General features: G+C 58.9%; 21 protein-coding genes. 5 read left to right on the top strand and 16 right to left on the bottom strand.

The features are described from left to right. Positions 1 to 28: 28 nt before the first annotated feature. The gene (xseA, locus tag CVT63_01335) at positions 29 to 1,333 is read left to right on the top strand and encodes an exodeoxyribonuclease VII large subunit (protein ID PKQ28720.1); all 1,305 of its coding nucleotides are present in this window, start codon (positions 29 to 31) and stop codon (positions 1,331 to 1,333) included. Positions 1,334 to 1,339: 6 nt separating this feature from the next. Continuing rightward, a complete protein-coding gene (gene xseB / locus CVT63_01330; protein PKQ28719.1) occupies positions 1,340 to 1,579 on the top strand; it encodes an exodeoxyribonuclease VII small subunit in 240 nt (79 codons plus the stop codon). A gap of 100 nt (positions 1,580 to 1,679) precedes the next feature. Here the strand turns inward: xseB and CVT63_01325 are convergent, their stop codons facing one another. The 4 genes from CVT63_01325 to corA form a co-directional block, all read right to left on the bottom strand. Then, on the bottom strand, positions 1,680 to 2,219 hold the full coding sequence (locus CVT63_01325; protein ID PKQ28718.1) for a hypothetical protein: 540 nt from the start codon (positions 2,217 to 2,219) through the stop codon (positions 1,680 to 1,682). A 63-nt stretch (positions 2,220 to 2,282) separates the two neighbouring features. Then, positions 2,283 to 2,945, bottom strand: a complete 663-nt coding sequence (locus tag CVT63_01320) for a hypothetical protein (protein PKQ28717.1) — start codon at positions 2,943 to 2,945, stop codon at positions 2,283 to 2,285. Positions 2,946 to 2,971: 26 nt separating this feature from the next. Next, positions 2,972 to 3,472, bottom strand: a complete 501-nt coding sequence (locus CVT63_01315) for a hypothetical protein (protein PKQ28716.1) — start codon at positions 3,470 to 3,472, stop codon at positions 2,972 to 2,974. Next, complete coding sequence (corA, locus tag CVT63_01310) at positions 3,469 to 4,464, bottom strand: magnesium and cobalt transport protein CorA (protein ID PKQ28715.1); 996 nt, start codon at positions 4,462 to 4,464, stop codon at positions 3,469 to 3,471. Before corA ends, CVT63_01315 begins: the two co-directional genes overlap by 4 nt. Before the next feature lie 143 nt (positions 4,465 to 4,607). Between corA and CVT63_01305 the strand changes: the two genes are divergently transcribed. Together CVT63_01305 and CVT63_01300 are read left to right on the top strand one after the other, a co-directional pair. Continuing rightward, positions 4,608 to 7,301 (top strand): RNA helicase, encoded by a 2,694-nt coding sequence (locus CVT63_01305; GenBank protein ID PKQ28714.1) that lies wholly within the window; start codon positions 4,608 to 4,610, stop codon positions 7,299 to 7,301. Beyond that, on the top strand, positions 7,298 to 8,110 hold the full coding sequence (locus CVT63_01300) for a tRNA pseudouridine(38-40) synthase TruA (GenBank protein ID PKQ28713.1): 813 nt from the start codon (positions 7,298 to 7,300) through the stop codon (positions 8,108 to 8,110). Before CVT63_01305 ends, CVT63_01300 begins: the two co-directional genes overlap by 4 nt. A gap of 57 nt (positions 8,111 to 8,167) precedes the next feature. On the opposite strand, the gene CVT63_01295 is transcribed toward CVT63_01300, so the two are convergent. The 10 genes from CVT63_01295 to CVT63_01250 form a co-directional block, all read right to left on the bottom strand. Beyond that, entirely contained in the window at positions 8,168 to 9,085 is a 918-nt protein-coding gene (locus CVT63_01295) for a dihydroorotate dehydrogenase (protein PKQ28712.1), read from the bottom strand. A 10-nt stretch (positions 9,086 to 9,095) separates the two neighbouring features. Continuing rightward, positions 9,096 to 9,914, bottom strand: a complete 819-nt coding sequence (locus tag CVT63_01290; GenBank protein PKQ28711.1) for a dihydroorotate dehydrogenase electron transfer subunit — start codon at positions 9,912 to 9,914, stop codon at positions 9,096 to 9,098. Beyond that, the gene (gene carB / locus CVT63_01285; GenBank protein ID PKQ28710.1) at positions 9,907 to 13,170 is read right to left on the bottom strand and encodes a carbamoyl phosphate synthase large subunit; all 3,264 of its coding nucleotides are present in this window, start codon (positions 13,168 to 13,170) and stop codon (positions 9,907 to 9,909) included. Before carB ends, CVT63_01290 begins: the two co-directional genes overlap by 8 nt. 74 nt (positions 13,171 to 13,244) lie before the next feature. Next, entirely contained in the window at positions 13,245 to 14,378 is a 1,134-nt protein-coding gene (locus CVT63_01280) for a carbamoyl phosphate synthase small subunit (GenBank protein PKQ28709.1), read from the bottom strand. Further along, on the bottom strand, positions 14,372 to 15,685 hold the full coding sequence (locus CVT63_01275) for a dihydroorotase (GenBank protein PKQ28729.1): 1,314 nt from the start codon (positions 15,683 to 15,685) through the stop codon (positions 14,372 to 14,374). Before CVT63_01275 ends, CVT63_01280 begins: the two co-directional genes overlap by 7 nt. After that, positions 15,678 to 16,613: an aspartate carbamoyltransferase gene (locus CVT63_01270; protein PKQ28708.1), complete on the bottom strand. Its 936-nt coding sequence runs from the start codon at positions 16,611 to 16,613 to the stop codon at positions 15,678 to 15,680. Before CVT63_01270 ends, CVT63_01275 begins: the two co-directional genes overlap by 8 nt. Next, complete coding sequence (locus CVT63_01265) at positions 16,613 to 17,158, bottom strand: bifunctional pyr operon transcriptional regulator/uracil phosphoribosyltransferase PyrR (GenBank protein PKQ28707.1); 546 nt, start codon at positions 17,156 to 17,158, stop codon at positions 16,613 to 16,615. Before CVT63_01265 ends, CVT63_01270 begins: the two co-directional genes overlap by 1 nt. 282 nt (positions 17,159 to 17,440) lie before the next feature. Then, positions 17,441 to 17,875, bottom strand: a complete 435-nt coding sequence (nusB, locus tag CVT63_01260) for a transcription antitermination factor NusB (GenBank protein ID PKQ28706.1) — start codon at positions 17,873 to 17,875, stop codon at positions 17,441 to 17,443. Further along, positions 17,875 to 18,435 (bottom strand): elongation factor P, encoded by a 561-nt coding sequence (gene efp, locus CVT63_01255; GenBank protein ID PKQ28705.1) that lies wholly within the window; start codon positions 18,433 to 18,435, stop codon positions 17,875 to 17,877. Before efp ends, nusB begins: the two co-directional genes overlap by 1 nt. 18 nt (positions 18,436 to 18,453) lie before the next feature. Then, the gene (locus tag CVT63_01250) at positions 18,454 to 19,560 is read right to left on the bottom strand and encodes a glycosyltransferase family 1 protein (GenBank protein ID PKQ28704.1); all 1,107 of its coding nucleotides are present in this window, start codon (positions 19,558 to 19,560) and stop codon (positions 18,454 to 18,456) included. Between the two features lie 86 nt (positions 19,561 to 19,646). On the opposite strand from CVT63_01250, the gene CVT63_01245 reads away from it, so the two are divergent. Continuing rightward, positions 19,647 to 20,651, top strand: coding sequence for a hypothetical protein (locus tag CVT63_01245; GenBank protein ID PKQ28703.1), 1,005 nt, complete (start codon positions 19,647 to 19,649; stop codon positions 20,649 to 20,651). A 92-nt stretch (positions 20,652 to 20,743) separates the two neighbouring features. Here the strand turns inward: CVT63_01245 and CVT63_01240 are convergent, their stop codons facing one another. Together CVT63_01240 and CVT63_01235 are read right to left on the bottom strand one after the other, a co-directional pair. Further along, the gene (locus CVT63_01240) at positions 20,744 to 21,451 is read right to left on the bottom strand and encodes a hypothetical protein (GenBank protein ID PKQ28702.1); all 708 of its coding nucleotides are present in this window, start codon (positions 21,449 to 21,451) and stop codon (positions 20,744 to 20,746) included. Positions 21,452 to 21,467: 16 nt separating this feature from the next. Beyond that, positions 21,468 to 22,154, bottom strand: coding sequence for a hypothetical protein (locus CVT63_01235; GenBank protein ID PKQ28701.1), 687 nt, complete (start codon positions 22,152 to 22,154; stop codon positions 21,468 to 21,470). Positions 22,155 to 22,317 lie beyond the last annotated feature (163 nt).

The following is a 22,317-nucleotide window of genomic DNA, read 5'->3' as shown; positions in this document are numbered from 1 at the left end:
TCAGGCACCGTCTAAGGAGAGTGGATCGATGGAAGACGAAGAGATGACCTTGCCGTTAGATCAGGCGCCACCTGACGCCGAGACGATCCTTACGGTGAGCGAGGTCAACCGGATGGCAAAGCAGGCTCTCGAGGGCATTCGCGTGACAGTGCGGGGCGAGGCGTCCGGACTCAACACGCGTTATCCGTACTACGTCTATTTGAGCCTGCGCGACAGCGAAGCCACATTGCCGGCCATCGTGCCAAAGCGGCTTTTTGATAGCCTGGATTTCAAGCTCGAGGACGGCGCCTCGGTCGTGGTCGAAGGAGTGTTGACTCTGTACGAGAAGCAGGGTCGCTACCAGGTGAGAGTGTCTGAGATGCGCTTATTCGGGGTAGGCGAAATTCAGCGCAGGATCGAGATGATAAAGAAGAAACTGCAGGCTGAGGGGCTTTTCGACGACGCGCGCAAGAAGCCGTTGCCGGCGTTCCCCGAGCGCATCGGGGTCGTTACCTCTCCGAGAGGCGCGGCCGTTCGCGATGTCACCACAACGATTGCGAGACGGTTTCCGCCCGCGAGTGTTTTCGTGCGGGGCGTGCGAGTGCAGGGCGTCGGCGCGGTTGAGCAGATATGCGCCGGGTTGCGTTTTTTCGACTCCGATTTTCCTGTAGACCTGGTGATTCTTGCCCGCGGAGGTGGCTCTATCGAGGATCTCGAGCCTTTCAGCACCGAGGAAGTGGCTCGCGCGGTGGCGCGCATGCGCTTGCCGGTGATAACAGGCATAGGCCACGAGCCGGACGTGAGCATCGCCGACCTCGTCGCCGACAGATGGGCCAGCACTCCAACCTCGGCGGCTCAGGCCGCTGTCCCTGACTGCCCCCATGTTCGCTCAATGCTTAGATCGAGCGCCGTCGCCATGCGCGGACATGTGGCGGCGAGGGGGCAAAGCGACCGACGGCAACTGGCGGGCATCAAGCGCTTGCCGCTCTACAGAGGAGTGGATTTCCTTCTGGGGCGGTTCATGCAGAGGTGGGAGCGTGCTTCAAAGGCGCTCCCAGAAAGTCCACGAAGGGGTCTCGAGCGTAGCAGGTACAGGCTCAGGGTCATAGTGAGCAGGCCGGTTTTCGGGCGACCGGATGAGATGCTCGCGCGACAGAGGATCGCGCTCGAACGCGCGAAGGCGCGGGTCACGGCTTTGAGCCCGCTCGCGGTGCTCAAGCGAGGCTATTCGATAACGCTCGAGAAGTCCACGGGCAAAGTGGTCCGCTCCGCTGCGGACGTAGTCGTGGGGGCGGCCTTGAAGATAAAATTGGAGAGCGGCGTTCTGGACGCCGAGGTCACAGGGAAGGAGTGAGGACTTTTGAAGAATGAGCCTACTTTCAAGGAAGCGATAGAGGAGCTTGAGAAGATCACCAACTCGCTTGAGAGCGGCGAACTCGAACTCGAGCAAAGCCTGTCGCTTTTTGAGCGCGGCGTCGAGCTTATCAAGTATTGCCAGGAAAAACTCGATGGAGCTCAGGCAAAGGTAGAACTGCTGGTCGATTCCATGGAAGGCGAAATCGAGAGCGTCTCCCTGGAGGACGAAGAAGAAAACGCATAATGGGGTCAAACCATTTTATGCGTTGAGCCAGGTCAGGGGTCAGGCACCGTCTACCTTTCCGTCTACCTCTACTGCGTAGAAGGTAGACGGTGCCTGACCCCTAGACTAGCGCCATGAAGATCGCCGGAAATATCATGTTAAAGTGGCAACCTTGATGTGAGCAACTCGTGCCAGATATTACGATGGTGATTATCCAGATAGCGATAAACAGGAGGGTCAGGCCGAGCTGGACGTACCCCAGGATTATGCCTGCCGTCGCCATGCTGTCGCCCCCGAGAGCGCCACCACTCTCCTTGATGTTGCGCCGCGCCATGTATCCGAAGATCACGGCTAGAATGCCACTTATCAGAGGGCAGCAGAAGAATCCCGCGATGCCCAACACGAGGGACGCGACAGCCATTCCATCGGTTTGAGGCGCCCGGCGATAAGGCGTGTAGCCGGGAGGTGGCGGCGCACCCGCTCCCGGAGGCATTCCCGGTGGGGGCGGCGGGAGAGGGTCGCCTGCCGTTGGTGTTGGCGTGGCCTCACCTGGTTGGTTAACGGTTTGTGTTTGCTGAGCGTCCGCAAGTGGCGTCCCGCACTGTATGCAGAAGACAGCCTCGTCGGCGCTGCCCTGCCCGCACTGGTTACAGAATTTCATTTATTGCCTCCTGTTCATCAGAGCGCTGACGCGCCCGTGGATCACAAATCATTGTGTTGGCCGTCACGCCGACGCGAGCGCCGAGTAGATAAAGTCTTCCCATTGTATCTGCGCTTCCACATGCCGGTTGACGTCATCGATCAGCACATACATCCAGTACAGGGAATAAATGCCGCAGGTCACGATAGAGAGGATGAGGTAGGCGACGAAGTTGCGCTCCGGGATACTTGGCGCCGCCTGCGAAGCCTGTGTGGACAACTCCATTTTGGCGAGTGCCGATGACATCAATGTGAAGTACTGCGCTTCGAGCTGGTCATGTTTTGTGAAGTCGTCCATCAAGAAGTAATATCCGATCCAGAGCGCTATTCCAGTGAAGATAGCCAGCACCAGCCACAGAGCGGCGCCGCGCTCGCGGCTCTGATCGAACATCTCACGCTGGATCATCGCCAGTTGTGCTACCTCCTGGCCGATCAGCTCGGTCTTGCCGCTCGCGGCAGCCTTCTCGTTGAGCAGCGCAACGGACGTGTTCACCATATTCGCGATCCGGGCAAGGTGCATGTCCCTGCGTTCCATCAACTTGTAAAAGATGTACCAGCCGTAGATGCCGCAGGTGACGACCGTGAGAAGGATCGCAATGCCCGCCTCCGTTGTCCAGTCGCTGTTAACACGCTCCTGAATGTAGTAATAGAGGTTTTGAACGAGACTGCTCTGCTGTTGCTCCATCATCTGCTCCTTTCCCTGAACCCTGAATGCTACCAACCGCTTCTAATGAAGGCTATCTTGATTCCCCAGCATATCAACAGTATCCCAAGCGCCGACCAGAACGCTATTCTCCGCGTTCGTGGCGCCAGCCTGTATTTTATGCGATAGCCGAAGGCGAGTACACTTCCCAGATATGCCACGAGTCCGCAAGCCACCAAAAAAAGAAGTGGCCCGAGGAGATGCATCTCGAACGCTCTGTGCAAGTTTCCGTGAGCGGTGAACACGAAGCTCCTGGTCATGCCGCACATGAAGCATGGAACGCGCGTTACTTTGTGGAAGACGCACGGCGCGCTGATCCACATGTGACGGGATCTCAGTGCGGGCAACAGGAACGAAACGACTACCACGGCCGACGCGAGCGCGAACAGCGGGCCTTCAACCTTGAGCCTGTCGCACGCACGCACGCGCTCGACATGGATGCTCGAGCACTGATCGCCGGTTGCCGATGATGGCGTTTCTATCGTGGAATAACTGCCCGCTGCTTCGTTCAACTGTCGTCACCGACCATGTCGCGGCGCTTTCGGGGCGGCTTGTCTACAAACCACCTGGCCAGGAAATACGTTACTACCGCGATGATGAGGAAGGCGACCCAGGCCATAAGGTACCCGTATTTCCAACTGAGTTCAGGCATGTACTTGAAGTTCATCCCGTAAAGACCGACGAGGAACGTCAGCGGCAGGAATATCGTCGAGATTATCGTCAACTTCTTCATGATCTTGTTTAAGCGGTTCGAGACGACGTTCAAGTGGATGTCCATCGACGCCGTGATGAGATCCGCGTTTGTTTCCACTTCCGAGGCCACGCGGATGAGGAGGTCGTAGATATCCAAGATGTAAAGCGTGAGGTGCTCGGGCACGAATGGCGTGTCCCTGCGCCCGAGCTTGAGGATCACGTCGCGGTGAGCCATGACGAGTCTCCTCATAGCCATGTTCCGGTGCTTCTGTGACATGATGACCTGCAAGTCGCCGGCTACCTCGCCGGACATCAGCATGTCCTGGTACATGTCGATGTTGTTCGTGATCTCTTCGATTATCGGAAAGTAATCATCAACCGCGCTATTCAGTATCGCGTAGAGAACGAGGGCCGGGTTGTGTTTGTGGAGTTCCGGGCCGCCCCGGGGCTTGTCCCAAACGTTGTCGATGTCGCTGAGCTTGTCACGGTGCACGGTCACGAGGAAGTTTGCGCCAAGAAACAGAAACACCGGCGTGGTTTCTATCACATCGGTTTCGGGCGAATCACAGAGAAATTCCCAGGAGATGAAAAGGTGGTTGGGGAACTCCTGCAGTTTCGGTTTGCCGTCGGGCCTCCTGCAGTACTCGAGTTCGAGCGGGTGCGTTCCAATGAGTTCGCCGATACGAGAAATCTCGTCGTCGGACGGAGCGAGGGAGTCGATCCAGAGTAGTTTGGCGTCGGTCAGGGCAACTCCATCGAGCGATGAAGTTGTTGTGATGCCGCCATCGGCTTTCTCCAGGTAGACGCGCACAGGTGATTTCCTTTCTCTAACCTGAAGACATTATATGAGTAGGGGTCTGGCACCGTCTACCGCTAAAGCGGTAGACGGTGCCTGACCCCATGTTGCGGTAGACGGAAAGGTAGACGGTGCCTGACCCCTGATACAATGAATGCATGAACACCGATGAATTCAGAAAAAAATACGGGTTTTCGCCGGATGAGTTCCAGTGCGACGCGATTGACAGGCTCTCGGAAGGCAGGTCTGTGCTCGTGGCCGCTCCCACGGGTTCGGGCAAGACAGTGGTCGCCGAGTACGCGTTGGAGCAGGCGCGATCTCAGGGGAAGAAGTTCTTCTATACGACGCCCATGAAGGCGCTCTCCAATCAGAAGTTCAGGGATTTGTCCCGCGTGTACCCGCAAGGCGACGTGGGCCTTCTCACGGGGGACAACTGCATCAATGGCGAGGCGCCACTGGTCGTGATGACGACCGAGGTGCTGCGCAACATGATCTATGAATCGAGTTCGAAACTGGATGAACTGGGAGTGGTCGTCTTAGATGAGGTCCATTACATGCAGGATCCGGAAAGGGGCGCGGTCTGGGAAGAGATAGTAATTCTTTTGCCCGACACGGTGAAGATCGTAGCTTTGAGCGCGACAGTATCCAACGCGCGCGACCTGGCCGATTGGATGAACAGCATCAGAGGTGGCGTGGATGTCGTTTTCTCGAAAGAGCGGCCCGTCAAATTGCGCAACCACTACTTCGTTGGCAAAGCGCTTTGCGGGCTCTTCGACAAAAATCTCACCCGCGTCATCAGTGAGCAGATAGAGGCGCTCAAGTATCGTTCGTCCGGATCGGGAAGTGGACGTCGTGGCGGGAGAGGGCCGAACCTGGCGCCCAGAAGGACTGAAGTCATAAGGGAGCTCAAACGGCGGGATATGCTGCCGGCGATATACTTCCTTTTTTCTCGCGCCGCATGCCAGGATTCCGTCACCTATTGCCGCAAGGATGGGATGTCGCTGACAAGCCCCGCCGAGGCAAAGGCTATCGAGGCGTACCTCGACGAGAAGATGCGTTTTCTCGATCCGGCGGATCTCGCGTGCCTGAATTACGAGAGCTTCGCGACAGCGATGAAGGCGGGCGTAGCGGCGCACCACGCGGGCGCTCTTCCCCTCTTCAAAGAAGCCGTAGAAGAGCTTTTTTCAAGCGGACTCATCAAGGTCGTCTTTGCGACCGAGACGCTTTCACTCGGGATGAACATGCCCGCGCGCACCGTGGTTATTGAGACACTTTCCAAGTGGAACGGCGAGGCCCACAGGCCGCTGACCCCGGGCGAGTACAAGCAACTCACCGGGCGGGCGGGGCGGCGCGGGATCGACGAGATCGGTTACTCGGTTATCCTTCACCAGAAGTTTTTTAACGTGGACCAGATACGCGCGCTTGTGAAACGCGAACCGCACCCTGTCGTATCGCGGTTTGAGGTCTCTTACAACATGGCGGTGAATATCATGGCCGAGCACGACCTCACAGGCGCTCAGCGCCTGCTAAACCTCTCCTTTGCCCAGTACTGCGCGGATAAGCGCGTGGTCACACTGCAGTTGCGGCTGGAGGCTCTCGACGAGGATCTCGATCAGGAGATCGACGCGAGCCGCTGCCCGGATGCCGACGCGCGGAAGTTCCGTCAGCTCGAGATGCAGCTTGCCAAAACGCAGCGACGGCTTTCCACCATCGCAAAGGAGCGGCGAAAGCGCGAGGTAAGAGAGACTATGACGCGGCTCCAGCCAGGCGATGTCATTCTTGTGGGTCATCGAGGCTCGGAGAAGGCGCTGGCCGTGGTGCGCAAGCGCCAGGAGGGCCGTAATACGCCAGGCGGAGTGCTTGTTGTGGATCCGATGGGACGTTACAGGAAAGTTTCCGAGCGGATCCTCAAGCACCCACCGCGCGTGGTTGGGGTTGTTGACATTGCCAGGATCACATCGCCGACAAGGAAAGTTCGCAAGCAGGCGGGAGCAAAGATAGAGGAGATTTGCAGGAACGCCGGCTCGATCACGGCCGGCGCCGGTGGCACACCCGAGGAGATTGATCTGTTCACGGCGATCACAATGCTCGAGCAAGATATCAAGGGCAACCGTTGCAACGATTGCGAGCGCCGAGAGCGATGCGCGCAATCCGCGCGGCGCGCGGAAAAGATATCCCGGCAGATGGATAGCGCTCGCAAGGAAAGGGACTCGGGACACGATGTCGTGTCGCGGCGGCTGGTGGACGTGCTCGATGTCTTGAACAGTTTTGGTTTTGTGAAAGGTGAGGATATGACAGGTAAGGGCGACATGCTCAGGCGCGTTTATAACGAGTGCGATCTTTTGCTGGTCGAGGCGCTCGATGCCGGGATACTGTCGCAACTCGAACCCGAGGAGCTCGCGGCTTTCGCGTCGTGGTTTATTTACGAGTCGCGCGAGGCCGAGACAGATGAAACCAGGCGCGTCGCGAGAGCTCGTTACGAACATCTCCAGGGCAAGCTTGGCGATGCGCTTGACTGGCTAAACAGCGTGTTCGATGACATAAAGGCCGCTGAGGGCAATCGCGGGCTCGACCTCGTTGGGTCGCCCGACACGGGCTTCGGGGAAGCCGCGTTTTTCTGGGCGAGAGGGGCAGGGCTCGAGCAGATGCTCAGCCGGTTTCCTGACAGGTCTGTTGGCGACATGGTGCGTACGATGAAGCAGATTATCGATCTGATGAGACAGATTGCCGAAGTCTCAGTTGATCCGGTTCTCACGAGCAACTTGCGCAGAGCAATAGACGCCGTGGATCGTGGTGTGGTGAGCTACTCGTCCCTGGAGTCGATGATCGAGCACAGAGTGCCAGCGTTATGACGTTGGTGTCAGCGCCCGGTCGCCAGAGCGCCTGTCAAGACACTCTTGATAGACGGTATTGTTACTGTTTGACACTCGAGTACGTTGGAACCTCGTTCCACGGTTTCCAGAGGCAGCCGGGCCTCGCGACGATCCATGGGGCGCTGGAGAGCGCCGCTTCTACTTATACGGGCACAGAGGTTGTCGCGCGTTACGCGGGCCGCACCGACAAGGGCGTGCACGCGGTTGGACAGGTCGCGGCGTTCGACCTGGCGCGTGAGGTGGATACGGACAGGGCGCTCATCGGATTGAACGCGCTCTTGCCCGATGGCATCGCGGTAACAGCGCTTGCGCGCGCCAGGGAGGGGTTTGATCCCAGGCGAGACGCGTTGTGGCGCGAGTACCGATATTTCATACTCAACAGGAAATCTCCTTCGCCGATCCTCGAGGAGCGCGTCTTTCACGTGGCGAAGCCGCTCGACCTCCGCATGATGGAAGAGGCGTGCGCGCTTTTTCCGGGCGAGCATGATTTTTCCGCGTTTCGCGTCAAAGGTGGAAGCGATGTCTCCGCGGTGCGTAACGTGCTGAAGTGCGATGTCGTCCGCGTCAGCCAGGATTTGCTATGCATCCGCGTCATCGCGAACGCTTTTTTGTACCGCATGGTCAGGGTAATGGCGGGGGCGATCTTCTCTGTGGGGCGCGGCCGCATGAGCCTCGATGATCTCAGGCGTCATCTGGACGGAAGCGGGAAGCCCTGCGCGGATCCGCTCCCTGCGAGAGGCCTGTATCTATGGCGTGTAGCGTATCCCGACGATATTCACGAAGCTTAACTTTTGGGGTCAGTCCCACATGGCGCACGGACGCGCCATGGGGGACTGACCCCAAAGTTAAATTCGCATGCCGGCAATTAACTCTTTAATTGAAGACGCGCCCGCGCGCGTCACGGCGCCGGGCAATCCTTCAACGATATCGATAGCCCTGTGCGGGTCTGAAAACATCGCGCTTCCTACTGATACCGCGGTCGCTCCGGCAAGCAAAAACTCTACCACATCGTCTGAATCATAGATGCCCCCGCCGCCTATCACAGGCATTCCCATCTTTCTGTAACACTCCCAGACCGCCTTGAGCGCGACCGGCTTGATCGCGGGACCCGACAGCCCGCCTGTGACGCCACCGAGCCTGGGCCTCCTGCTGGCCGTGTCTATGGCAAGACCCGGAATCGTATTGATGAGCGAGAAGCCGGTCGCGCCGGCATCCGCCGCACAGTGCGCGATGCGCGTTATGTCGGTGACCGCGGCCGAGAGTTTCACGAAAACGGGAAGTGAACAGTTTTCGCGAACCGCCATCACCACACTCTTTGTCGCGCCCTCGTCGGCGCCAAACTGGATTCCGCCTTTCTCGACGTTAGGACATGAAACGTTGACCTCGATTCCCGCGACTCCCCCCGCGCCCTGGAGCCTCGAGGAAAGACGCTCGTAATCCCGTGCCGTATCGCCCGCGATGCTCGCAAAAACCGACATCCCAAGTTCCTCCAGCGCCGGGAGCGTATTTTCCACGAGCGCGTCGATCCCAACGTTCTCGAGACCTATCGAGTTAAGCATCCCACATGGCGTCTCCCATATCCGCGGCGACGGGTTGCCCGCGCGCGCGTCAACCGTGACCGACTTCAATATTATGCCGCCAAGCTTACCCAAATCTATCAACGGCGCGAGCTCCGTGCCGTAGCCGGCAGTCCCCGACGCCAGCAGCACGGGATTCTCGAGCCTTATGCCCGCAAGGTCTACGGCAAGGTTTATCTTTGTCATGTCCCACGTCTCATTGGTCAAACTTCGTTGTAACATTCCATTTGACGTCGCGCGAGTCGAACACCGGGCCGTCGGCGCAGACGCACAGGTTGCGCCCGTGTGAGCCTTCCCGCACACACCCGCGGCACGCTCCTATCCCGCAGGCCATCCTGGAGTCGAGGGATACCTCGCAGGGCACTCCACGCGTCAGCGCCACGCGGGCGACTGACTCCATCATGGGTTCCGGCCCGCATGTGTAGACTTTCGTGTAACCACCCTCGTCAAGACGCGATGCCACACCGTCGGTCACTATCCCTTTCCTGCCAATCGTGCCATCGTCCGAGAAAACCTCGACTACTCCATTGAGCGTAGCGAGGGCGGGCATATATTTTTCCTTTGAGTTTACGCCGGCCAGCAGATCATACCGTTCTCCATCTCTATCCATCTTGCTTGCGAGAAAACATAGCGGAGCAAAGCCCATGCCTCCCGCGACAATCAACGCCGTGCCTCCACTGATCGGGCCAAATCCACGGCCCAGCGGCCCAAGCACCCTGATCTCATCGCCGGGAACGAGCCGGCACAACCTGCCGGTGCCCCAACCAACCGACTCGACCATGAACGCCAGCGCCACGCCTCCCCTGCTGACTCGCGCGTCCATTGCTCCTATAGGCCTTGGAAGAAGGTGCTCGCGGCCGCCCCCGCAATCGATCTGGTAGAACTGCCCTGGAAGCGGCGCGCGCGCGCCCGAGGTGATCTCGAGCGTCAGAACGTGCACGTCACGCGCGACCTCATTGCGAGCTGTGACAACCGCGATCGATGAAACAGGCGCCGTTGTCGAAGCCTCACTCATCTTGCGCCTCCTCCAGTTCTTTCTCGATTGCGGCGTGGTACTCCTGAAGGCTCTTGACCCTCATGTCGCTTTTTTTCAACGCTTTGATGCCCATGATGACTATCGAGGCAAGCTCTATGGTCGTAATGCACGGCACGCCGTTCATGGTCGCCTCAGTGCGAATGGCATACCCGCTCCCACGACTGCCGTGACCATCCGGAACGTTGATCACGAGATCAATCTTCCTGTCCCGGATGAAATCGACAATGTCGGGCTTGCCCTTCCCTACTTTGTTTACACTCTCCACGTCGAGGCCCCGCTCGCGTATCCGCGTCGCGATCCCGACGGTCGCGAGCAACTTGAAGCCTTCCTCGAAGAACCGCCGCGCTATGTCCGCCGCGTCCTTCTTCTTTTTATCCGGCACGCTGATGAACACGGCGCCCGCCGTGGGAAACTGGTTATAGCTCGCGATCTGCGACTTGACCATCGCCATCCCTATGCCGGTGTCGGATCCCGGCGAGTAATCGTCTATGCCCATGACCTCGCCTGTTGATTTCATCTCAGGCCCGAGCACTGTGTCCGCCCCGGGGAACCTCACAAACGGCAGGACGGCTTCCTTGACCGCGATGTGCTTGAGCTTCGAGAACCGCTCCTCGCGCAAACCCAGATCGTCCAGCGTCTGCCCCAGCGCCAGGCGCGTCGCCATCTTTGCGAGCGGGATGCCGATCGTCTTGCTCACAAACGGAACCGTGCGGCTTGCTCGTGGGTTTACCTCGAGCACAAACACCTTCTCGTCCTTCACCGCGTACTGAATGTTGATAAGCCCCACGACCCCGAGCTCGATGGCAAGCTGCTCGGTGAATCTCGTGATGTCCGCCTTTACGCGCTTGCTCAAGAAAATCGGCGGTATCACGCAAGCCGAGTCGCCGGAGTGAATGCCAGCCTCCTCGACGTGCTCCATGATAGCCCCGATATACACCCGAACGCCGTCACAGAGCGCGTCAACGTCTACCTCCTTCGCGTCCTCGAGAAACCTGTCGATGAGGACAGGATGCTCGGGAGAGGCCTTGACCGCCGTCTCCATGTAATACTTCATCATCTCATCCGAGTAAACGATCTCCATGGCGCGCCCGCCGAGAACGTATGAGGGCCTTACCAGCGCCGGGTAGCCGATGCGCTCCGCTACCTGGATAGCGCCCTCCACCGAAGTCGCGACGCCGCCGGGCGGGCAATCTATGCCAAGCTTCTCCAGCATGTCGCCGAACTGCTCGCGATCCTCGGCGCGGTCTATCGCCGCGGGAGAAGTACCGAGTATCTTCACCCCCGCGCGTTCGAGCGGTATCGCGAGCTTGAGCGGCGTCTGCCCCCCGAGCTGAATTATCGCTCCCATCGGCTTCTCGCGATCGACAATATTCATCACGTCCTCGAACGTGAGGGGCTCGAAAAAGAGCCGGTCGCTCGTGTCGTAGTCGGTCGAGACCGTCTCGGGGTTGCAATTGACCATTATAGTCTCGTACCCCATCTCACGGCAGGCGAACGACGCGTGCACACAACAGTAGTCAAACTCGATCCCCTGGCCTATCCGGTTGGGCCCGCCGCCGAGGATCATCACCTTCTCCCTGCCGGTGTCGCGGGTTTCATCCTCATCCTCGTACGTGGAGTAGTAGTAAGGCGTGTACGCCTCGAACTCGGAGGCGCACGTGTCAACGGACTTGAAGATCGCGATTATCCCCCGCTCCTTGCGGCTTTCACGCACCGCGAGCTCATTCGAGCCCAACAACCTCGCCAGCTCCACATCCGAGAAGCCGTAACGCTTCGCCTCACGCAACAGATCATCAGGTATGCTGTCAATGTCGTGGCTATCGAGCGCTTGTTCCATCTCCGCGATCTGAGCCAGGTTGTCGAGATACCAGGAATCGACTCCCGTCCGCTCGAATATCTCTGGGATTCCTATGTTCTCCTGCAACGCGTGATATATCTTATAGAGCCTGTCGTGGCTCGCGACCTCGAGTTCATCGAGCAGGTCACGCTCCGGCGTGTCCTCCAGGTCGCGCAGGCTGTACCTGTCGATCTCGAGCGAGCGCACCGCCTTTTGGATAGCCTCCTTGAACGTGCGGCCGATAGACATGACCTCGCCTACCGACTTCATTCTGGTGCCCAGCGCCTCATCGGCGCCGGGGAATTTCTCAAACGCCCAACGAGGCACCTTCACCACGCAATAGTCGATAGCAGGCTCGAAACACGCCGGCGTCTCGCGGGTGATGTCGTTGGGTATCTCGTCGAGCGTGTACCCTACCGCAAGCTTCGCGGCTATCTTCGCTATCGGAAAACCTGTGGCCTTTGAAGCGAGAGCGCTCGATCGCGACACGCGCGGGTTCATCTCGATGACGACGACGCGCCCGGTGTCAGGCTCGACGGCAAACTGTATGTTCGAGCCGCCAGTCTCCACGCCTATCTCGCGCATGATATCGATTGAAGCGTCGCGGAGCGCCTGGTACTCGACGTCGGTGAGTGTCTGCGCGGGCGCGACCGTTATCGAATCGCCCGTGTGGACGCCCATCGGGTCAAAGTTTTCGATAGGACACACGATGACAACGTTGTCCTTGCTGTCGCGCATGACCTCGAGTTCGTACTCCTTCCACCCTTTGACCGACTTCTCTATCAATATCTCGGTTATCGGTGACAGGTCGAGCCCCTGGCGCGCCGTCTCGAGACACTCAGCCATGTTGTAAACGAGTCCGCTGCCGCCGCCGCCAAGCGTGTACGAAGGCCTGATGACGAGTGGGAACCCCATTCCCTTCGCGATGCTCTCGGCCTCGGCGAGCGTGTACGCGAAGTCGCTTTCGGGGGTGTCAAGCCCGATGTTCCGCATCGCCTTTTTGAAGAGGTTTCGATCCTCCGCCTTGCCGATGGCCTCGTAACGCGCGCCGATAAGCTCGACGCCGAACCTGTCCAGCACACCGCTTTTCGCGAGCGCGACGGAAACGTTCAGGCCGGTCTGCCCGCCAATCGTCGGCAGCAACGCCTGTGGCCGTTCCCGCTCGATTATCTTCTCCACCCACTCGGGCGTAACGGGTTCGATGTACGTGCGGTCGGCAAACTGCGGATCCGTCATGATCGTCGCGGGGTTGCTGTTGACAAGCACGATCTCGAAGCCTTCATCCTTGAGCACTTTGCACGCCTGGGTGCCGGAGTAGTCGAACTCGCACGCTTGCCCGATGATAATCGGCCCGGAACCGATAATCATTATCTTCTCGATGTCAGTGCGGCGCGGCATCTATCGCTTCCTCCCATAAATAGCTTGAGAAAACGCAACACCGGGGGTCAAGCCCCTTTGTTGCGTTTTTGCACTTAGCGCCACTCCTTCATGAGGTCGAGAAACGCCTCGAAAAGGTAACGGGAGTCGTGCGGTCCCGGCGCGGCCTTCGGGTGGTACTGAACCGAGAAGGCCCCCGCCTTTTCGCATCTCATCCCTTCGGATGTCATGTCGTTGAGATTCCAGTGCGTGAGTTCCACATCAAAGTACTCGCACTGGGCCAGGCTTTCCGTGTCCACCGCGAAACCGTGGTTCTGCGCGGTTATCTCGACGCGCCCGGTGTCCTTGCGCATGACCGGCTGGTTGGCGCCGCGGTGCCCGAATTTGAGCTTGTATGTCCTGCCGCCAAGGGCCAGCCCGAGCAGTTGGTGCCCCAGACAAATGCCGAAGATCGGCTTTTTCCCCAGCAGAGCGCGAACAGTGTCTATCGCGTACGTGACCGCCGCCGGATCGCCGGGGCCGTTGGAGAGAAACACGCCGTCGGGGTTCAGATTGAGTATCTCCTCCGCCGTCGCGCTCGCCGGGACAACAGTGACGCGGCAGCCAAGACTGGCAAGCAGCCTCAAAATATTACGCTTGATCCCAAAGTCACAGGCGACGATCTCGAACCGCGGGTCACCGGCCTCGTCCGTCGTGACGTCATCCCATACGTACGGCTTCGAGATCGTTACCTCTCGAACCATATCCCGCCCGACGAGCCCCGGCGCGCCCTCGAGGCGAGCGAGAAGGCTGTCGCGATCGAGGTCGACGGTGCTCAATGCGGCCTTCATCGCGCCTTTTGCGCGAATGCGCCTCGTGAGCGCGCGCGTGTCAATGCCCTCGAGGCCGACTGTGCCGTTGCTTTTTAGAAAACCGTCCAGGTCGCCCGAGGAGCGCCAGTTGGAGCGCAGTCGTGACAATTCTCTCACTATGAAGCCGCCCATGTGGACGCGGTCGGACTCGAAATCCTCGGTGTTCACCCCGTAGTTGCCGATGAGCGGGTACGTCATGTTGACCATCTGCCCCGTGTACGACGGGTCTGTCAATATTTCCTGATATCCGGTCATGCTCGTGTTGAAGCAGACTTCCCCGAAGAACTCGCCGGGCGCGCCGAACGCGACTCCCTGATATGTAGTCCCATCCTCGAGAACCAGCACCCCCCTTAACTTTTGACCCCCAAAAGTTAACATGAGAGCTTACCGTCCCTGACGACCATCTTTCCGCGAAACACCTTGTGCACTACCTTGCCTTTGACCTGCCACTCCGCGAAAGGCGTGTTGCGCGAGCGTGACTCGAACGCCGCGGGGTCAACCGTCCATTTGAGATCTGGGTCAAAAACAACGATGTTCGCGGGCGCGCCTTCCTCTACCGCCGGGTGATAGCCCAATCGCTCCATGCTCATGACGCGCGCGGGCGCCACGGTAAGTTTTGATATCGCGTCTGAGAGGCTGAGCACTCCCGTGTCCACGAGCCGCGTGATCACCAGCGCGAAGCACGTCTCCATGCCCACACACCCGAACTGGGCGCGGTCAAACTCGGTTTCTTTCTCGTGCGGCGCGTGCGGCGCGTGGTCGGTCGCGATCACGTCAATGGTGCCGTCGGAGAGCGCCTCGAGAATAGCCGCCACATCCTCTTTTGAGCGAAGCGGAGGGTTCATCTTCATGTTCGTGTCGTACCCCATCAAGCTGGAGTCGTCCAGCGAAAAGTGATGAGGCGCGACCTCGCAGGTAACCGGCAGGCCACGCCGCTTCGCCGCGCGCACGAGTTCCACCGAGCCCGCCGTGGAAAGATGGGCGAGGTGCAATCTCGCGCCGGTCATCTCCGCAAGGCATATATCACGAAAAACGCCGATCTGTTCCGACTCGGGCGGTATTCCCCGCAACCCGAGGAGCGTCGCGTAACGTCCCTCATTCATCTGTCCGCCCACCGACAGGCTCTTCTCTTCGCTGTGGGAAATTATGAGCGCCCCCATGGTGCGGGCGTACTCCATCGCGCGGCGCATTATCTCAGAGTCGACCACTGGATTCCCGTCGTCGCTGAACCCTTTGACCCGCGCGCGGCACGCGCCCATTTCTCCCATCGGCGCAAGCGTCTGCCCTTTCCGGCCCATGGTGATGGCCCCGTGCGGGAGGATCATACACAGCCCTTCATCTTCTCCCCTGTCGAACACGTACTCCGCGACCGAGGAGTTGTCTATCGAAGGCTCCGTGTTTGGCATGCAAAACACGGCTGAGTAGCCGCCGCGCGCCGCGCCGCGGCTCCCGCTGCCGACATCCTCCTTGTACTCCGCCCCCGGCTCGCGAAGGTGAGCGTGCATCTCTATGAAGCCGGGCGCCACAACGCATCCCGAGGCGTCCACCACGTCGCAGCCATCCGGCCGCAGGCCGCATCCGACCTTGCGCACGATTCCACCTTTGATCTTTACGTCGGCATCGTTGATGAACCCTTGCGGGAACGTAAGGACCGTGCCGCCTTTTATGAGAACGCCATCAGTCACGGCTGCCTCCAAGAATGTCGTACAGAACCGCCATCCGCACGGCGACTCCGGCCGACACCTGAGCGATTATCACCGGCTCGACCTCGTCGGCTACCTCGGACGCTATCTCCACGCCACGGTTCATCGGGCCGGGATGCATCACCAGCGGCTTGCGCTTCAAGCGCGACCAGCGCGTCTGAGTAAGTCCGTACAGCAGCATGTACTCGCGCAGGGAGGGAAACCGGGACTCATTCACACGCTCTACCTGGATACGCAGGAGATAGAGCACGTCACACCACTCAAGCGCCTCATCAAGCGAGCTGGTGACTGTGACGCCAATCTCCTCTACCGCCTCGGGCAACAGCGATCGGGGCGCCACGAGCATCACTTCAGCGCCAACCTTGTTGAGCGCGTGGATATTACTGCGCGCGACCCTCGAGTGGTCTATGTCTCCGACTATAGCGACCTTGAGGCCCTCGAGCCGGCCCAGCCACTCGCGCATCGTGAACAGGTCCAGCAAAGCCTGGGTGGGGTGCTCGTGCATGCCGTCGCCCGCGTTGATGACCGAGCAGTCCACCCAATCGGCAAGAATATGAGGCGCGCCGGCGCTCGAGGATCTGATCACCAGCGCGTCCACGCCCATTGCCACTATCGTATTGCCCGTGTCCTTGAGGCTCTCACCCTTGGAGAAGCTGCTCGCGGCTGGAGAAAAGTTCATGACGTCGGCCGAGAGGCGCTTCGCAGCTACTTCAAAAGAGATCTTTGTGCGCGTGCTCGGCTCGAGGAACATGTTGACAATGGTCCTGCCACGAAGCGCGGGGACTTTCTTGACCGGCCTCATCGAGACTTCCGCGAACGAGCGCGCTGAGTCCAGGAGATTGAGTATCTCCGAAGCGTCGAGATCTGATATCGACAGCAGGTGCCTGTGATCTGTCGTCACATCCGGCATCATGCCTCCTCGCCGATCTCTACCATGTCCGTCCCGTCTATCTCCTCGAGCGAGACCTTGACCCTCTCGTTTCCCGATGTCGGGAGGTTCTTTCCAACGTAGTCGGCCCTGACAGGAAGCTCGCGATGCCCGCGATCGACAAGCACCGCCAGTTGGATCACCCGCGGCCTCCCGAAATCCATCAGCGCGTCCATCGCCGCCCGGATAGTGCGCCCCGTATAAAGGACATCATCCACAATCACAACCCGCTTGTCGTTGATGTCAAAGTCGATCCGGGTGACGCCGACGTTCGCGGCGCCTCCTCTGGAAGCGATGTCGTCGCGGTAAAAAGACACGTCGAGCTCGCCAACCTCGATCGCGCAGCCTTCGATTCGTTCAATAACGGTGGCAAGTCGCCGCGCGAGAAAAACCCCGCGGGTGCGGATTCCAACCAGTACAATGTCTTCGACGCCCCTGTTCCGCTCCAGAATCTCGTGTGATATGCGTGTGACGACCCTCGCGACATCCTCCGCGTCTATCACCTTCGTCCGCGCTTCAAAACTCATGTGGTCAACTCTTTCTTCTTCCGTTTAACTTTTGAAAACGCATAATGGGGTCAAACCAAAATATGCGTTTTTATGGGCACTCCCATCATTTATCTGTTGCAAAACGCATATTTTGGTTTGACCCCATTATGCGTTTTCTCACTCGAGGAGGAGGAAAAAGTTAAACGCCCCGCCGAAAATCGGCAAGACGTCTTTTGTGGTTCCTGTCTTCAAGTTTCCTTCCTTCCCGGTTTCTCCGAACCAGATTAAAGGGTCTCCATGAAAAAGATTAGCACTGTTCCATCACGATGGCAAGGACAATTTTCCCTCTTCCCTGTCACGGGTCACGCGGCCCAGCACGCCGTTCACGAATTTGCCCGACTCATCGGTTGAATAAACCTTGGCAAGCTCAACGGCCTCATTGATAGTCGCTCCCGGTGGTATGTCTGTAAAGAACAGCTCGTAGAGCGCCATGCGAATGATGTTGCGATCCACCCCAGGCATGCGCTCGATGTCCCAACCCTCGGCGTACCTGCCGATGATATCGTCGAACTCCGGCAAGTGCCGGACAACGCCCTCGATGAGCTCAATCGCCAAATCCCCCGGCCCATCCTCGCCGGCGCGCCGCTTGCCATCCATTACTTCGCGCACAGTCGTCCTGTTGCTGTCCATCTCAAAGAGGACTCGCAACGCGTACTTGCGCTGGTGACCCCGGCTGCTCTGTCCCCTCGACACCACTAGGCCCTTTCCATGTAGCGCCCTGTCCGGGTGTCCACCTTGAGCGCGTCTCCAACGTTGACAAAAAGCGGCGCCTGGACGACCAGCCCCGTTTCGAGCGTCACCGGCTTTGTGGCGCCACTCGAGGTGTCGCCCTTGAGCCACGGTTCCGCACTCGAAACACGCAACGTTACCGCTGGCGGCAACTCAATCGTCACCGCGTTTCCATTTCTCGTGAAAACGCTCAACTCCTGATTTTCCACCAGAAAGTTCGCGTCCTCGCCGATCACAGATGCCGCCACGTGAACCTGCTCAAAGCTCTCGAGATCCATGAAGATGTCGTTGCCGCCATCCTTGTACAGGTACTGCATGCGCCTGTGCTCGAGCACCGCCTCCTCGAGCTTCTCCCCCGCGCGAAACGTCTTGTCGATAACTTTCCCGGTCTCGACGTTTTTGAGTTTTGTCCTGACAAAAGCTCCGCCCTTGCCGGGTTTCACGTGCTGAAACTCGATAATGCGCATAAGCGGCCCGTCAAGGTCGAGCACAAGTCCGTTTCGAAATTCCGCTGTTGATACAGACATCCTGCCTCCAGTTCAATATCACGATCCGATGAAACGCTCAAATGCCTCCGTTGCCTTCTCCCAGGTGAACTCACTGCTGAACGCGCGCGCGTTATTTCTCATTTTCTCAAGGCGAAACGCATCGGCCGCAAGCGCAAGAACTTCGCGGCTGAGCACTTCGGGAGTGTTCTCCCCGCAGACCACGCCGGTTACGCCGCCGCGAACCGAATCGCGAAGCCCGTCCACATCGTACACGACAGCGGGAGTGCCGCGCGCGGCCGCCTCTGTCACCACCAGCCCCCATCCCTCTTTGACCGAGGTTACCGCGATCACATGCGCTTCTCTCATGAGCCGCGCTTTCCCGTCCTCTGAAACCCGTCCGAAAAATGTGACATCCCGCTCGAGCCCAAGCGCCCGGACAAGCCGCTCGAGCCCGGCCTTGAAGCGAGGCTTGCCGTCACCGACGATCCACAGCCTGGCGTCGGCGCGCGTTAGGCGTATTTTCGCAAAAGCCTTTATGACATGATCTGGCCGCTTTGACGGTGTAAGTCGCCCGACAAACAGTATATTCAGCCCATCGCCCCCGGACGCAATCGTTTCCGGCTGCCGCGCGTCAATTCCCACTGGGCAGATATCGACAAGCCGCCCGGGCACACCGTGTCTCACAAGGTCTTTCCTGCTCGATTCCGAGATAGTGGCCACGTGGGTCCGCCGGTATGCCAGGAGGTAAAGCGGCTCTAAAAGAAAACCGATCACGTTGAGCGGGAATACGCTCTCGTACCACCATACACGACCGCAAAGCTGGAAAAACAGCGCTTTTCGGCGCATCTTTCCCCCACGAATATAAAGAGGCGTAAGAAACGGGATTGTGTTGACCGTTTCAACGACCGTGTCGTAGCCGTCGTTTTGCCCCTGCCTCCTCCACCACCTGTAAAACCGCCACTGCACTGTAACCTGCGCGCCCTGCCTGATTACCCGCACGCCATCTATCGACTCCTCCGGCGCGCAACCGGGAAACGCCGCCGTGAAAAGCGTGACACTGTGGCCGCGCGCGTTCAATCTCTTGCCCACTTCAAAGATGTAAACCTCAGCCCCCCCGGCCCTCGGGTTCTTTACGTCTCTCCAGCAAAGAAATAGTATGTTCACTTGTTCCTGCTTCTCTCGCGAATGATCGATAGCGCGCGGGTCAATTATACCTTGCCTTGCGCGCGAGGTAGACGGAAAGGTAGACGGTGCCTGACCCCTTATTCTTCGACGCGCTTGTAATCACAAAGGCTGAAAACGTCCGGTACCTGAGTGGCTTCACGGGCTCGAGCGCTGTCGCGGTCATCACAGGAGAGGCGGCCACCATTTTCACGGACGGCCGCTACCGCGAGCAGGTGGCTCGCGAAACGGCCAACTGGAACGTCAATATCGTCACGCGCGACATCACCGAGTCGATTGCCGCGAGCCTGCACAAGCGCCAGGGCGCCGTTGGGCTCGAAGACTCGTCCACAATCGCTTTCCAGCAAAGGCTCATCAAGTCGTTGCCCGACTCGACAATCGAGTTCACAAGCAAGGTCGTCGAAACCATGCGCGAGCGCAAAGACCCGACAGAGATCGAGGCCATCCGCCTCGCGGCCGGGTGTGCGCGGCGCGCCTGGGAGAACCTGCTCCCCATGATCTCACCCGGCGTTTCAGAACGCGAACTCGCCGCCCGCCTTGATTTTTTGATGATGAGCGCCGGGGCGGACAAACCCGCGTTTGACACTATCGTAGCCTCCGGCCCGAACTCCTCGATGCCGCACGCGCGAATCACCGACCGGCGGCTCGAGCAAGGCGACCTGGTGGTCATCGATTTCGGCGCGCTCAAGGACGGCTACTGCTGCGACGTCACCAGGACAATCTGCCTCGGTGAGCCAACTCAACTCCAGGCGCGGGTCACCGATGTGGTGCGCGAGGCGTCAGACGCCGCGTTCGCGATCCTCGCTCCCGGCGTGGCGGCGGCAGACGTCGACCGCGCCGCGCGCGAACGGCTCGAAGCGCTCGGTTTCGCCGAGAACTTCGTTCACGGGCTCGGGCACGGCGTCGGCCTCGAGGCGCACGAGAAGCCAACCCTGTCAAGCCTCTCAACTGACACACTCGAGCCCGGCATGGTCTTCACTATCGAGCCGGGCGTCTACATCGAAGGCGAGTTCGGCGCGCGCCACGAGGAAACGGTGCTGCTGACGGAAAACGGGGCGAACATCCTGACTTAACTTTTGGGGAGCAGGTCTTTTTTCTCAGAGTCGATGGCCTTCAATCCAGATAACGTGTACCGACTTAAGAAAAAAGACCTGCTCCCCAAAAGTTAAGTCGAGAAACCTTTCCAGCCTAATTTGCGCTTGAGCGGCCACCACCCGACAATGAACGCGATCACCACCGCTGGAAGCATCCGCGCCAGCAGCAGCTTCTTGTAATAAATGGCATAGATACGGCTGTTGGGAGTGTTTGCCCAGGCCCGCACAAGATCGAGTTTCCTGATGACCTCAAGACGGTACAGCAACTGCACGATCAACTCGCCCGCGACCAGCGCCAACATCACTGTCGCAGAAGCAAGCACCGCTGTCGCGACCCCGTATTTCACACCCAGTGACCGGACCACCGCACATGCCACGAGGAGTGCCACGCATATGGAAAAGATTGCAAGGCGCCTGCGCGTCAGAAGCACGGCTGCCATCCAGAGCCCGCCGCCCCCGATTGCGGCAACCAGGAACCCGGGCCATGCCTTCACAAGTGGTGGTTCCCCCTCCCATGAAATCTTCTGTGAAAAAGAAATGGGAAAATGTTTTTTTGTGAATACCGCGGCATTTCTCAGACTTATCCTCAGCCGCCCGCGCTTTTTCCGCTTCTCGTCGCCCGTCTCTTTCGCCGTGAGGTCTTTCAACGACCTGTCGTAGCAGATCGGGCACCACTGCCCGGCGCCCAGCATGGGATTGCACACGCGGCAGAAATCCCTGCCGCAATCCATGCAAGACACCATCGTTTCTTCATCCAGGTGCTCAGGGCACCTTTTCATATTTCCGCCAGTTGGTCTATATTTCCCGCCAGCTCTGTACAGTGAATGACGGCGTCCAGCCTACCGGATCCAATCCCCACCTGCTCCATTTGAAAGTCGTCCACTGCCACAGCGTGTACGGGCTTTCAAAATACACCCTGTTGCCCGCCGTGAAAGAACCGTAAAACTCGTGAACTCCCGCCGCTTTCCACGCCATATCGCGCATCTCTATGTCGTGGCCCGCGTAAAAGTGAAAAGCGCAGTTCTCCGAACTCGCCAGCATGAAACCCGTGGTCGTCCTCCTTATGTCCTTGCCGGCGATGATGTTCAAAGTCTGATTGGTATCGACAAACCAATTCGTCCCATTCGAGGCGTCTATCCTCACATCGCCCTTAGCCACGATAGTCGCCGTGTACCCATTAGCGTCAGGAGGAAAGCTCACCTTGTCGATAACCAGCGTGCAATCTTCATCGCCAAGGTAAACCGTCTCGTTCGAGTTGTAAGCGGTGGTATCCCATGTGAAATGAACCTCGGGTGGCGTCGATACGAGCATGTGGCTCCCTGCCACGTCATCGACCATCGCCTTCTCCAGGAAGTGCGACCAACTGGGCTCGAGCAGCCTCACGGGGGCATCGAGCCCCGCGGCTCCCAGTGTGTCAACATCTCCACCGGATCCAAACGTCGGCGCGTCGGGCTTGGTAGGATTGGAAGCCGGGGTTCCCACATCCGGGGCGTTGGGAAGAGTGGTGTAACCAGGAATCGGGGGGGGAATATATAACGTATTCGTGAGTGGACTTTCGCACTTTTTGACCCAGTCCGCCTAACTCTTTCTCTCTCAAATTCTATCCGCGCTGTCCGCTCCAAGCAATAGAGAATTCATCATCGCA

Source organism: Candidatus Anoxymicrobium japonicum (genome assembly GCA_002843005.1).
Taxonomy (GTDB): domain Bacteria; phylum Actinomycetota; class Geothermincolia; order Fen-727; family Anoxymicrobiaceae; genus Anoxymicrobium; species Anoxymicrobium japonicum.
Note: the sequence above shows the minus strand (reverse complement) of the source record. Positions and strands in the feature narration are given on the sequence as shown.